This is a genomic window from Microcoleus sp. bin48.metabat.b7b8b9.023 (genome assembly GCF_013299185.1).
Lineage (GTDB): Bacteria > Cyanobacteriota > Cyanobacteriia > Cyanobacteriales > Microcoleaceae > Microcoleus.
Genome location: NZ_JAAFKG010000006.1, coordinates 152,648 through 164,859, shown reverse-complemented (window position 1 = coordinate 164,859; position 12,212 = coordinate 152,648). Strand labels below are relative to the sequence as shown.

At 43.5% G+C, this 12,212-nt stretch carries 14 protein-coding genes; 11 read left to right on the top strand and 3 right to left on the bottom strand.

Annotated elements, in window-relative coordinates:
• Positions 1-837: 837 nt before the first annotated feature.
• Positions 838-1,449 (bottom strand): thylakoid membrane photosystem I accumulation factor, encoded by a 612-nt coding sequence (locus tag QZW82_RS06060; protein WP_293146113.1) that lies wholly within the window; start codon positions 1,447-1,449, stop codon positions 838-840.
• Positions 1,450-1,765: 316 nt separating this feature from the next.
• Here QZW82_RS06060 and QZW82_RS06055 point away from each other — a divergent pair, with 316 nt between their 5' ends.
• The 10 genes from QZW82_RS06055 (at position 1,766) to QZW82_RS06010 (ending at position 8,993) form a co-directional block, all read left to right on the top strand.
• Complete coding sequence (locus QZW82_RS06055; protein ID WP_293146111.1) at positions 1,766-2,674, top strand: undecaprenyl-diphosphate phosphatase; 909 nt, start codon at positions 1,766-1,768, stop codon at positions 2,672-2,674.
• A gap of 73 nt (positions 2,675-2,747) precedes the next feature.
• Complete coding sequence (locus tag QZW82_RS06050; protein ID WP_293146109.1) at positions 2,748-3,515, top strand: methyltransferase domain-containing protein; 768 nt, start codon at positions 2,748-2,750, stop codon at positions 3,513-3,515.
• Positions 3,516-3,959: 444 nt separating this feature from the next.
• Complete coding sequence (locus tag QZW82_RS06045; protein ID WP_293146107.1) at positions 3,960-5,525, top strand: APC family permease; 1,566 nt, start codon at positions 3,960-3,962, stop codon at positions 5,523-5,525.
• Between the two features lie 276 nt (positions 5,526-5,801).
• Positions 5,802-6,200 (top strand): P-II family nitrogen regulator, encoded by a 399-nt coding sequence (locus QZW82_RS06040; RefSeq protein WP_293146105.1) that lies wholly within the window; start codon positions 5,802-5,804, stop codon positions 6,198-6,200.
• Complete coding sequence (locus QZW82_RS06035; protein ID WP_293146103.1) at positions 6,200-6,523, top strand: YnfA family protein; 324 nt, start codon at positions 6,200-6,202, stop codon at positions 6,521-6,523. The genes QZW82_RS06040 and QZW82_RS06035 overlap by 1 nt, the downstream gene beginning before the upstream one ends.
• 206 nt (positions 6,524-6,729) lie before the next feature.
• Entirely contained in the window at positions 6,730-7,248 is a 519-nt protein-coding gene (locus tag QZW82_RS06030) for a hypothetical protein (RefSeq protein ID WP_293146101.1), read from the top strand.
• Positions 7,249-7,280: 32 nt separating this feature from the next.
• Positions 7,281-7,838 carry an adenylate kinase gene (locus QZW82_RS06025; protein ID WP_293146100.1) on the top strand — a complete coding sequence of 186 codons (558 nt, stop codon included), beginning with the start codon at positions 7,281-7,283 and terminating at the stop codon, positions 7,836-7,838.
• A 241-nt stretch (positions 7,839-8,079) separates the two neighbouring features.
• Positions 8,080-8,349: a hypothetical protein gene (locus QZW82_RS06020; RefSeq protein WP_293146099.1), complete on the top strand. Its 270-nt coding sequence runs from the start codon at positions 8,080-8,082 to the stop codon at positions 8,347-8,349.
• Between the two features lie 34 nt (positions 8,350-8,383).
• Complete coding sequence (locus QZW82_RS06015; protein WP_293146098.1) at positions 8,384-8,614, top strand: hypothetical protein; 231 nt, start codon at positions 8,384-8,386, stop codon at positions 8,612-8,614.
• Entirely contained in the window at positions 8,607-8,993 is a 387-nt protein-coding gene (locus tag QZW82_RS06010; protein ID WP_293146096.1) for a type II toxin-antitoxin system VapC family toxin, read from the top strand. Before QZW82_RS06015 ends, QZW82_RS06010 begins: the two co-directional genes overlap by 8 nt.
• Before the next feature lie 297 nt (positions 8,994-9,290).
• Here the strand turns inward: QZW82_RS06010 and QZW82_RS06005 are convergent, their stop codons facing one another.
• A complete protein-coding gene (locus QZW82_RS06005; RefSeq protein WP_293146094.1) occupies positions 9,291-9,740 on the bottom strand; it encodes a hypothetical protein in 450 nt (149 codons plus the stop codon).
• Positions 9,741-9,997: 257 nt separating this feature from the next.
• Between QZW82_RS06005 and QZW82_RS06000 the strand changes: the two genes are divergently transcribed.
• Complete coding sequence (locus tag QZW82_RS06000) at positions 9,998-11,374, top strand: ATP-binding protein (RefSeq protein WP_293146087.1); 1,377 nt, start codon at positions 9,998-10,000, stop codon at positions 11,372-11,374.
• 186 nt (positions 11,375-11,560) lie between these two features.
• On the opposite strand, the gene QZW82_RS05995 is transcribed toward QZW82_RS06000, so the two are convergent.
• Positions 11,561-12,208, bottom strand: a complete 648-nt coding sequence (locus QZW82_RS05995; protein WP_293146084.1) for a Uma2 family endonuclease — start codon at positions 12,206-12,208, stop codon at positions 11,561-11,563.
• Between the last annotated feature and the right edge of the window lie 4 nt (positions 12,209-12,212).

The window sequence follows — 12,212 nt, the reverse complement described above, 5'->3', positions numbered from 1 at the left end:
GAACAGATTTAATTGCTTCAATTAAATTCATGGTTAATTCATTTCAGAAGGGATAGTCTACCCGGACAGGGCAGACTTGATTACCTGTTCTATCATACATTCCCCCCTGACAATTAATCCACCCTGCCTAGCCCCCCTTAAGAAGGGGTGGACAGGAATCTTCTCAAAGTCCCCGACTATCAGGGGGATTTAGGCTGGCGATTAATCAATGTATTTAAAATCGTATTAAGGGGACAGGAATGTTCTCAAAGTCCCCCTTCTTAAGGGGGATTTAGGGGGATCTAGGCTCTGCTAGAAACGAGAAATACAAAGATTTTTAACCTTAAATTGACACTCCTTAGACTCTTGAATTCTCCTGTTATTGCAATCCCTACAAGGGGTGGACAGGAATCTTCTCAAAGTCCCCCGACTATCAGGGGGATTTAGGCTGGCGATTAATCAATGTATTTGAAATCGTATTGAGGGGACATGAATGTTCTCAAAGTCCCCCTTCTTAAGGGGGATTTAGGGGGATCTAGGCTCTGCTAGAAACGAGAAATACAAAGATTTTTAACCTTAAATTGACACTCCTTAGACTCTTGAATTCTCCTGTTATTGCAATCCCTACAAGGGGTGGACAGGAATCTTCTCAAAGTCCCCCGACTATCAGGGGGATTTAGGCTGGCGATTAATCAATGTATTTAAAATCGTATTGAGGGGACAGGAATCTTCTCAAAGTCCCCCTTCTTAAGGGGGATTTAGGGGGATCTAGTCTCCGCTAGAAACGAGAGATACAAAGATTTTCAACCTTAACTTGAAACTCCTTGGACTCTTGGAGTGTCATGTTATTGCAATATTTTACTTCGACAATTCGATGTTGAGTTCGTTGACAACGCGCCGTTTCAAGGGAAGAGATTTTTCTCTAGGAAGCAAGTCGAATACTTTCCGAAAGGCATCATCTACCTTTTCAAAAGGTATTTGTCCTTTTTCGTTAAAAACTACTTTTCCCGATTGGTCGAGGATGACAGTTTGAGGTACGAAACCTTCGTAATAATGACCGGGTTCGGTTATTTTTGGTGAAGGTTCCGAAGGTAAAGAGTCAATGCTGACGGGGATAAAATCGACTTCGCGGCCGTAAAATTCCTGGAGGTTTGAGACGACGATCGCGTATTGCTTGGAGTCGCTACTGTCGTCAGTGTAAAAAACTAACAATGCGGGTTTTTTGCGGTTGAAAGAATCTGTGAGCTTGACTTTAGGAGGAACTAGAGAACCGTTACCCGCGTACAGGGCAAAGATAGTGCCGTCGAAGCGATCGTCCGTGAGAGTTGCGTAGGCTGGCGGCTGACCGGTGAGCAGTATCAAGCTAAGTGCGATCGCCACAGTAAAAATACTGACCGACAAGATTCGCCGCAGCGAGCTGATGCCAGAAGCAACAGTAACAATTAATTTTTTGGATTGGGAAAATATCATAGGTTGTTGGCACTTTCTGTAAGCTGGCTTCACTAGATGCAAAAACTTTTCTAATTGTATCAGCAACTGTATGCAAATGTTGCTGATTAGGTTAAGGTGGTTTTTGATTGAGGAGCTTAATTCTCTTTTAGTTGCAATCTACAGTAGGATGCAACTGACAGAATGCACCTCTCCCAATCAGCCTCTCAGCGACAACAGCCTGTACCCGATCCACCAGAAAATTTATGTGCTGTGGAATTGTAACAGGAACTCGTTCCTGAAAATGGTGGAAGATCTTAGATTAAACAAAGAACTGACAACAGAGAACTGACAACTTATGATAGCTTTACTTGACGTACTCCTGGCCCAGACGCCCGCCGTTCCTAGCAACGTGCAGCATCAGATTAATATCTTGCAGGCGATCGTTTTAGGTATGGTGCAAGGATTAACAGAATTTTTGCCCATCAGCAGCAGCGCTCATTTGAAGGTAGTCCCAGTAGCCCTGGGATGGGGCGATCCCGGCGTTGCTTATGTTGGTGTAATTCAGTTGGGCAGCATTGTGGCAGTGCTGTGGTATTTTTGGAAAGACTTGACAAATATAGCTTTTGGTGCGTTTAAAGCTATTACCAGCTCAGACTACGAATCCCAAGAGTTTCGGATGGCCCTGGGAATTGGTTTGGGAACTATACCGATTATCTTTTTTGGGCTGCTAATCAAGATATTTGTTAAAGATTTTGACAAGTCACCGCTGCGGAGTTTGGGGGCGATCGCAATTGCGTCTATTGTCATGTCGCTGCTATTAGCGATCGCCGAAAAAACTGGCAAGCGCGAACGGGATTACGAAAAATTAGATATCAAAGATGGTATTTTAATGGGATTAGCTCAAGCAATGGCAATAATTCCTGGTGTTTCGCGATCGGGTTCCACCCTAACAGCAGGATTGTTCCTCGGATTGCAAAGAGCCGCCGCAGCCCGGTTTTCTTTCCTGTTAGGAATTCCGGCAATTACTCTGGTTGGTTTAGTGGAATTGAAAAGTGCTTTGGGTGAAGGTGCCGGCGATGCTGGAGTTGTAGCTTTGATAGTCGGAACAATTTCAGCTTTTATTTTTTCCTATATTTCGATCGCCTGGCTGATGAAGTTCCTGCAAACTCAGAATACGTGGGTGTTTGTCTGGTACAGGCTGGCCTTTGGCGTAGCGATTTTAACTGCTCTGGCAGGTGGCGTATTGCAAAATCCACAAGGATAAAATAAATTTTGTAGGAGTGGCAAAAGTCGCTCCTACTCTACCTGCTAGCCGCCAAAAATCACACCATTTAATTATGACTGCATATCACGAATCCATCATCGATCAGTTCACCCGTCAAGCTGTGCCATTTTCTAACTTGTACGGCCACACAAATCAAGAATCTCTCGATTTATTGATGAAGATGGCAAGCGTATCTGAGAATGATACAGTTCTAGATGTGGCTTGCGGCCCCGGTATTGTGGCCTGTGCTTTTGCGGCAGTTTCCCATCGCGTTACTGGCATCGATTTAACACCGGCAATGCTAGAACAAGCCCAGATTTTGGCCGATCAAAAAAACTTGACTAATCTCTCGTGGGTGCAAGGCGATATCGAAACGCTACCGTTTCCCGATGAGAGTTTTTCGATTGTGCTGAGTCGTTACGCTTTCCATCACTTCTTGCAGCCGGATGTTGTGCTGTCGGAGATGGTTCGGGTGTGTCGCGCGGGCGATCGCATTTTGATTGCTGATGTGGCAATGCCGCCGGAAAAAGTCGATGCTTACAACTATATTGAGAAGCTGCGCGATCCATCTCATACTCGCGCCTTGACTCTGGAAGAATTGCCCAAATTAGTCGCGGATGCGAATCTGCAAAATGTCAAATTAGCATTTTATAAAGTAGAATTGGAACTAGAACAGCAGTTAGCTGCTTCTTTCCCCAACCCCGGCGATGACGATAAGCTGCGACAACTTTTTAGAGAAGATATTGGTGTTGACAGTCTGGGGATTGGCGTACATTTGAGAGGCGATGCAATTCATTATGCGGTTCCCATCGCTGCGATCGTTGGCGAGAAAGCAAAGTAATATAGCAATCCTAAATGATTCAAATAAATTTGTAGGGGTAGTGCCAGGAGTGCCTACCCCATTGATTTTCTAGATACAAGGTGCGTCGCCAGTAATAACTCTCGCTGCTTTCTTTTGATTTTCTCTTCCACGTACCCTACAACTAAATTATCAGCTAGTAGCTAATCTAGTAGCTAATTGCGATCGCCCCCAACTCCCAAAACCGCTGTAAGTGCGATCGCATCTGAAAAACTCATATTTCGTCTAATCCATACATCACAAAGCTTATAGACGAACTAACGCAAGTTAGAGCTAGCTTTTGTATTCTCTGATACAGACTTATCAAGTATTAATCATTACACAAGAGACTGTATGTAAATTATGACCAAAAGCAATTTGGTCACCAGCCGCTGGGTGCATCTACACCAATCGGTTTAAAGTCTAAAATCTAAAATCTAAAATTCGATGACCAACTCTAATGGACAACTCAAGCCTACTCTAGGATTGGTAGGCATCACCATTAACGCGATGGCGCTGATCGCACCGGGCGCTTTTCTGTGGACGACATACCAACTGCAAGCCCCGCCGGATTCCGCTAAAAATATGTGGGCGGCGATCGCCCTTGCTACCTGTATTGCCCTACTAACGGCCAGTTGTTATGCAACGCTTTCTAAAGCTTATCCCGAAGCAGGTGCGGGCAGTTCTTACTACTACGCCGAAGCAGCAATCTTAGCCAAAGAAGAACACAAACACTTTCGTTTGGCGCGTTTAGCCAAGTTTGTCACCGGGTGGGCCGCACATTTGTACTACTGGGTTTACCCCGGAATTATGATTAGCTTTATGGGAACGCTTGTCGTTTACATCGGGCAGTTATTTAACCCTGATTTTGCAACGGATTGGTTCACCAAAGCCTTAATTTGTTTTATCTTTACTGGCCTGGTGGGCGGTATTGCTCTCATGGGCGTTACTGGTTCTACACTGATCAATATCATCATCAACATTGTGCAAATTAGCTCTCTCACCTTCCTGGGATTGTTGATGATTGTTTACCGATTGGGTCATCCGAATGTCAATTACGAACACGCAAATGCCTTGAGCGTTGTGATGCCGCACGATTTATCCGGATTGATTTATCAGGCGACGATCGCAATCCTTTTACTTGTTGGATTTGAATCAGCAACAGCGATGGCGGGTGAGGCAATTAATCCTCAGCGCGATATTCCTCGCGGTGTAATTCTATCTTTATTTATCCAGGCTTGTATCTGCTATTTCTTTGAGTATTTCGCGGCTAATTTTTTCATCGGCGACCAATACACTGCAACCGTTGATGGTAAAACTGTAACGGGTTTTGCCGCAGCATTATCGTCGGGTGCGCCGATCGGCGATATCGCCAAAATTTTAGGAGATTCACTGCTGTTTGGCAACGGATTTTTGCTGCAAATTACGATCGCCAGCACAGTCGTCATGGCATTGATCGGGACAGCGCTATCGTCGCTATCAACGGGTGTTCGGATCAGTTACGCCATGGGGAGCGATCGCGAATTGCCGGCCGTATTCGGCTTTTTACACGGGCGCTACAACACGCCTCACATCGGTATTTACTTTCTAACTGGGCTCTCGGCTTTGATTGGTTCCTATGCAGTCCAGAGTGTCGATAACGTGACGATTGTCACCTTAGTTTCCAACATCGGCACGTTTATGCTGTACGGAATTACCTGCGGAGTGACGCTGATTGCAACTCTCGACCATTTGCTAGATGAAGAAACAAATCCAATCAAAACAATTGTGATTCCCTTTTTGGGTTTGATCGCCAATTTACTGATGGTTTGTGGCATTTTCTACTACGGTTTGACTGGATCTGGTAGCGCTCAAACAAATTCTTTGACTGCGATCGGTATTTCTTTGGCCTTCTTTGTCGGAGGATTTGCTTACCTAATTGGAGACAGCTTAATTAAAGGTAAACCACTGTTTTTGCCATCGGATATCAATCATCCACTGCGCGATAACGTCCCTTCCTCTAAATCTCGGTAGGCAACTAAATCCTCCTCAGAAACTCGATAGGGAGAGGGGGAGAGGGGGAGAAAGAATTTCTTTTATTCATAATAGTTTTCTACCTGAAGCGCTGCGCTGAGAGGAGTCGAAGCATCGAAGGGCTTTCTTCGTTCTTCCTTATTGCTTCTTCCCTCTTCCCTCTTCGTTCTTCCTTATTGCTTCTTCCTTGTTCCCTCTTCCTTTTTCCCTCTTCCCTCTTCCGTCTTCCCTCTTCCTTCTTCCTTCTTCCTTCTTCCCTCTACTTACTTAAAATCTATGCAATTAGTTCTTGCGATTATCCAGCCTGCTAAATTGGATGCCGTCAAAGAAGCCTTAGTCAAACTCGGCATTCAGGGAATGACTGTCACCGGTGCGAAAGGATTTGGGCGACAAAAAGGAAGACCCCTAGCTTTTTTGGGGTTGCTAGATATGGAAGGCAAACCTTTTACAGTTGACTTTCTGCCCAAAGTCAGAATTGAAATTGTTGTAAATGACGATCAAGTCGATGCAGTTGTTGATACGATTGTGGCAGCAGCAAAAACAGGAACTGTTGGAGATGGTAAATTGTTTGTCATTCCGGTAACTCGAACAGTTCGTATTCGCACTGGCGAAGAAAACGAAGATGCTTTGACAATCGAAGAACCTGCAACCTTGAGTGATTCCCGTAAAAAATAATGATTCAATCTTTGTTGCTTTTTGTAGTAGCTGGAATTTGCGAAATTGGCGGTGGCTATTTATTTTGGCTGTGGTTGCGCGAAGGCAAAAGCCCTTGGTTAGCCGTAATTGGGATGGTTATTTTGGGCGTTTACGGGGTGGTGCCAACCCTGCAACCGGCTACTTTTGGACGGGCGTATGCGGCTTATGGCGGTGTTTTCATTGTGCTGTCGATTCTGTGGGGCTGGATTGTCGATCGCATTGCTCCTGATAAGTACGATTTACTGGGAGGGTGGATTGCTTTGCTGGGCGTTTTGGTAATCATGTACGCACCTCGGCGTTAGGAAATTATTCGGCGGTTGAAACCGCTTATTGTCATACAAAGTCTGGCTCCGCAGACTAAAGAAGAGTCCGCTGGTAACTTCAACCTGCGGACGCTTTTTTGTCAATTTTTGCTGACAATCAGACTTTTTGATGCTTGCTTTTTGAAATAAATAGGTAAAATAGTACTGAAAAATACAGAAAATAATTAAGTTATCAAAACTAAGTGATGTTTAATACAATATTGACCCAACAGCGACAAGTCCTCGGAACCTTTTCTAGCCGTGAAGACGCAGGAAAAGCCCTCGATTATCTGGTGTTTTCAGGCTTTCCACTAGCCCAGATGTTCTTGCTGGGGCAAGGCTTCCAAGAAGGGCAAAATTCTTTAAATCTTCCCTGTGAGTCGTTAGGGGCGATCGCAGGCACTGCAACAGGGCTAAAAAAAGGAATGTTCTTGGGCAATTTGCTGGGAGGTGCCACCGGGCTGGTATTGGGAATGGGAATCCTGGCGCTTCCCGGTGTCGGTCAAATATTGGTGTCTGGGGCGATCGGCTTTACGCTGTTGAGTGGTGGAATTTGCACGGCTGCGGGCGGATTGGCGGGGGCTTTGATTGGATTGGGATTGACTTCAGAGCAAGCGAAAGCTTATCAGCGGCAGATTTCTCAGGGCAGTGTGTTACTAATTGTAGAAGGCAGCGGGCATGAGGTCGATCGCGCTAAATACTTGTTCGCAAAGTCGATCGGCTAAACTTAAAGTTGAATTCTGGCGAACGAGCAGCTATGCAAAAAGTAGCAGTATTTGGCAACGCGGGAGGCGGTAAATCCACTCTCAGCAAGAGATTATCGGACATCACTGGATTGCCGCTTCACATCTTAGACAAGATTCAATATCGATCGGGCGGCGCTGAGGTTCCAAAGGAAGATTTTAAGCGCGCCCATCAAGAAATTTTGCAGACTGACAGATGGGTTATTGACGGTTTTGGTTGCATGGAAACCCTCTGGCTGCGACTTGATGAGGCGGATACCCTGGTTTTTATCGATCTACCCCTATACGTGCATTTCTGGTGGGTGACTAAACGACTGATGTCGGGTTACTTTAAACCGCCCGCAGGCTGGCCAGAAAACACCCCAATATTAAAGAGTTCGCTTACCAGTTACCGCGTGCTTTGGTTGTGTGACAAATTTTTGAACCCAAAATATCGCGAATATATCGATCGGGCGCGAAGTACCAAAAGTGTTTATCACATCACATCGACTGAGCAGATTTCCCAATTTTATACATCAATTGAAAATGAGTTTAACTTTGAAGATGGTGCAGCAGCCTCACAAGCGGACTAAAATTATATCATCGTCGTTAGAAGTATTGTCAGCATTGATGCGCGATCGGGCAACAACCCAAACTCAGGGTAGCAGTGAAAGATTGCCCAGGAAAAATCTAAAGAGATGGCGAGGTTTTTCACCTAAGCGTGTGGATGCTTTGGAATTCCAGTTGCAACTTAGACTTGAATCCATTTGATTAGGTTGGGCGATACTAAATTTGCTATTATTTATGAATAATCCCACAAACTAGGAGATTAAGATGCAAGTCAAAGATATGACAGTTGAGCAACTGCGGGACTTGATTCGACATACCGTTGAACAGTGCTTAGAAGAATATTTGGGCGATCCTGATGCAGGTTTAGAAGTTAAGGAAGAAGTCAAGCTGAAATTGTTAGCGTCAATGAAGCGCAAGCAAGCAGGAGAAAATAGCATCGAACCTGGGGAAGTTTATCAAAAAATCGGCATGAAGGCGATCGCACTTTGGGAAGAAAAGGGCGATCGCACTTCCCTAGCTCCTAAATTGCTATAATGACGATCAGCCAAAAAATCTCAACATAAAGCCTATGTCTACTTATAGCGAGGTACTGAGTCAGGCTCAAAGTCTCACTCCTGACGAGCAACAGCAGCTTTTAGAAGTATTGTCAGCATTAATGCGCGATCGGGCAACAACCCAGACTCAGGGTAGCAGTGAAAGATTGCCAAGGAAAAATCTAAAGAGATGGCGAGGTTTTTTACCTAAGCGTGTGGATGCTTGGGAATTCCAGTTGCAACTTAGAGCAGAATGGGATGATTAATAAATATCTTCTCGATACCAACATCCTGATTTACTACTTCAATGATGGGCCAGAAGTTCAGCCTATATTTGATGAGATTGAAGCTGGAGATGCAGAGGCATTTTACTGTCCCATTAGTTGGGTAGAGTTACTTTGCTACCCGGCATTGACAGAAGAACAAGCGAATGAGATGCGAGAATTTTTGAGGCTTCTTAAGTGCGTATCATTGACAGAATCAGTTTTAGATAGTGCAGCCCAAATTCGTAGAGATTATCGCTTGAAATTAGGTGATGGTGTAATTGCAGCCTGTGCTTTAGTTGAGGGATGTGTTTTGGTGACTCGTAATGCTAAGGATTTTAAGCGTGTTAATGGGTTAACTATATTGAATCCATTTGATTAGGTAAAAGAATGGGCGATCGCGCTTGGGGAAGAAATGGTATTATACCACTTCTTAAAAATCATGCAACATTAGCCAGGGCTAAATTAACCAGGGGTAATAAAACGTAATCTCATCCGTTTAGAGATACTACGACAGCATGGTTTTTGGAAAATGGTATTACATATTGCTAAGTAAGGGGGCCAAATTAATTACATAAAAAGTCTTGACGCTTACAGGGCTTTCACGCGAGATTTTGTGTAATTAATTCTGCACAACTACTTAACACATTTATAAGTACACAGTGGGCAGAAGATGCTGCTAGTAATCCAGATAATAGTTCATTTCAAAGTTCAAATTTAGTCTTTCTCCCCAAGCCTTGGTAAGAGAGTATCTAAACTCACATACTTCGCCCGAAAAACTCATCCAGTTGCTACCTTGAGCAGCAAGTATGTTACTATATGTTGGTGTCCAATCAGTAGTATTACAATACTTCAACTGGTAGTTAACTGATAACCTCGCATCTGAAGGTCTATAGTTTAAAGGATCTATATAAAATCCGCCTATGCGTCTAGCATTGCCCTTGTTTCTTGTAGGATAAGCACCAAAGTCACATTGATCCCCGCCTTCACCCAAATTGCAATGTCCTTGCTTTTGGGAACCTGACAATGCCCAAGGATCTCTAGCAATAGATACAGGTGCAGTTACTAGAAAACCTAAAAGAAAACAAATTGAAATCAAGAATACTTTTGTACGCATTTTTTTGCTCATCTAAAATTTTAAAAAACTCACGAAACCGAATATAGCACAATGATAAAATTGACGTAATCCGAAATAATGTGCGATCTATTTCTAAGATTTGGATGTAGCACGGTAAAGTCTACTGCCACTAACCTTAGTAAAAAATCATACAATGACCCGCCTTCGCCAATCGCCAACTCGATCGCGCTAGAAAACGTTATATAACGTTATCTAAAAAGTTATAAAAAATAAGTTATAATAACTAAAAATTACCCCAAACGCGATCTATGGAGCTTAAGGAAGTCTTAAGATTTGCCGATGACAAAGTTTTTTCCAAAACAGGGAAGCACTTAGACGACCTGCAAGAAGCTATTTTAAAAGAAGTCCTCCAAGGTCGAAAATATGCAGCAAAAGTAGCGCAAGACCGTGGTTGCAGTGAAGGTTATATTAGAATTGCTGCTTCTGAATTATGGAAGATACTATCAGATGTCTTCGGTGAAGAAGTTAGCAAAGTAAATGTTAGAGCAATACTGGAAAGGGCAAATTTTTATAACTCTCCATCAGCTATTCTGAGTAATAATGTCACGTTTAATAACGTCAATGTTTGTCAAGAAAGGGCGAGAAGTCCAACAGAAACCTCAAACCCCCAACAAACTCCCAAACAACTCCACATAGACTTAGGCGACGCACCCGAAATATTCACCTTTTTCGATCGCACTTCCCAACTCTCCACCCTCGAAAACTGGATAACGGGCGATCATCGCACACGCCTAATCGCACTCCTGGGAATCAGCGGCATCGGGAAAACAACCCTCTCCCTGGCCCTAATTGACCAAATCAAAACCCAATTCGATTGCGTCATCTATCGCAGCCTCCGCTTTTCCCCAACACTCGATGCAACCCTCACCAACCTGCTGCAAATCTTTTCCCAACAATCAGAAATTCCCCAAAACATCGAAACCAAAATTTCCCAAATCCTCGATTACCTGCGAAAATACCGCTGTCTGATTGTCCTCGATGACGTGCAAATGCTTTTTAGCAGCGGACAACTCGCAGGACAATATAAAACTGGATATGAAGATTATCAGTTATTTTTTAAACTAATTGCCGAAGTTTCTCATCAAAGTTGTTTGATATTGAATAGTTGGGAAAAACCTAGAGAAATTGCTCTTTTATCAAAAGAGGATCGTCCCGTGCGATCTTTGGTATTGGGAAGTTTGGGAGAAGCTGCTAAAGAGATTTTGAAATCACAAAAGTTAGCCGATGAGGAAACATGGTCAACTTTGATTGATATTTATCAAGGCAATCCTCTGTGGTTGGAGTTGACTGCAACGCTGATTCGAGAGTTATTTGGGGGGAGAGTTTCGGAGTTTTTGCAGTGCGAAATGCCGATTTTAGATGAAGGGTTGCAATTTCAATTATCTCAACCTTTTGGGCGTTTGACTGCGGCAGAATTGGCAGTGATGGTTCACCTGGCGAATCAATCTGAACCCGTTGCTGTGTCTCAATGTTTCAATAAAATACCGTTTTCGCCGTCTGAAATAGTTAATGCAGTGCGATCTTTGGGAAGTCGGTTTTTATTGGATGCTGTAGAAGAGGAAAAGATAACTTTGTTTAGTTTGAATGCTGTGATGAAACAGTATGTAAAAACTCAGTATTCTTAGTCCCTCTCTGCTGGGACTTCGTTCGTCTAGTTGCGGTTTCAACCGCCTTCTTTATTCGATCGAACAGGGTTATTCGTAGGGGAGGGCGGGTTTATTTAATCTGTCTGCAAGCTTTAAGGCGATCGGCGAACCCGCCCCTACAAGCTATTGAAAATGATGCCAGATATCAATGTAACAAACCCGGAATTAATTTAAGTGCGATCGTACCCATTCCCGAAACTCTCTAATTCTCGCATTCTCTCCCTTCTCTGAGTCTAGGTGCATAAACTGTGCGATTTCTTTGACAGGAAACGAGGCAAATGCCAAACTGGTTTCCGACTCGACATAACCCGTATCAGTTAAAATGTTAATTATTAGTTTTCCTTTCTTCCAAATCCAAACTTCCGGCACTTTAAGTTCCGCATAAACAGCCATTTTATTGATAGATGAGCTAGTCAAATCCATTTCCACAGCTAAGTCTGGCGGCGGGTCATTTTTGAGATCTATTGTTAATTTACCCCGCATTAAAGCTTCATTTTGGATATAAAAACATTCATCAGCTTCGTTGCCAGCTTTTTTCGGTTTTGAACGCCAAGTAGATGATTTTAATCCGATAATTTCAATCCCAATTTCCTCAGAAAGTGCTACAATTAGCCGACCGAGAGTCCAGCTATACCTTTCATGTTCTGGTAAAGGTACCATGAGTTCTAAAGTTCCCTGATAGTAAGTCATGCGCGGTGTCGGACGTTCCGCAAATATTTCTAACAACTGTTCGTAGGTTTCCCAACTGATATCGTGTAAAACCAGGCAAGAACCTGCAATATCTTCTTTAGGATCTGTCAGAGTTTGAAGCATTGAA

Coding starts and splice junctions, on each gene's coding strand:
- QZW82_RS06060 (WP_293146113.1), bottom strand. CDS start 1,449: ATGATATTTTCCCAATCCAAAAAATTAATTGTTACTGTTGCTTCTGGC.
- QZW82_RS06025 (WP_293146100.1), top strand. CDS start 7,281: ATGCAAAAAGTAGCAGTATTTGGCAACGCGGGAGGCGGTAAATCCACT.
- QZW82_RS06050 (WP_293146109.1), top strand. CDS start 2,748: ATGACTGCATATCACGAATCCATCATCGATCAGTTCACCCGTCAAGCT.
- QZW82_RS06000 (WP_293146087.1), top strand. CDS start 9,998: ATGGAGCTTAAGGAAGTCTTAAGATTTGCCGATGACAAAGTTTTTTCC.
- QZW82_RS06010 (WP_293146096.1), top strand. CDS start 8,607: ATGATTAATAAATATCTTCTCGATACCAACATCCTGATTTACTACTTC.
- QZW82_RS06035 (WP_293146103.1), top strand. CDS start 6,200: ATGATTCAATCTTTGTTGCTTTTTGTAGTAGCTGGAATTTGCGAAATT.
- QZW82_RS06055 (WP_293146111.1), top strand. CDS start 1,766: ATGATAGCTTTACTTGACGTACTCCTGGCCCAGACGCCCGCCGTTCCT.
- QZW82_RS06045 (WP_293146107.1), top strand. CDS start 3,960: ATGACCAACTCTAATGGACAACTCAAGCCTACTCTAGGATTGGTAGGC.
- QZW82_RS06020 (WP_293146099.1), top strand. CDS start 8,080: ATGCAAGTCAAAGATATGACAGTTGAGCAACTGCGGGACTTGATTCGA.
- QZW82_RS06005 (WP_293146094.1), bottom strand. CDS start 9,740: ATGAGCAAAAAAATGCGTACAAAAGTATTCTTGATTTCAATTTGTTTT.
- QZW82_RS06030 (WP_293146101.1), top strand. CDS start 6,730: ATGTTTAATACAATATTGACCCAACAGCGACAAGTCCTCGGAACCTTT.
- QZW82_RS06040 (WP_293146105.1), top strand. CDS start 5,802: ATGCAATTAGTTCTTGCGATTATCCAGCCTGCTAAATTGGATGCCGTC.
- QZW82_RS06015 (WP_293146098.1), top strand. CDS start 8,384: ATGTCTACTTATAGCGAGGTACTGAGTCAGGCTCAAAGTCTCACTCCT.
- QZW82_RS05995 (WP_293146084.1), bottom strand. CDS start 12,208: ATGCTTCAAACTCTGACAGATCCTAAAGAAGATATTGCAGGTTCTTGC.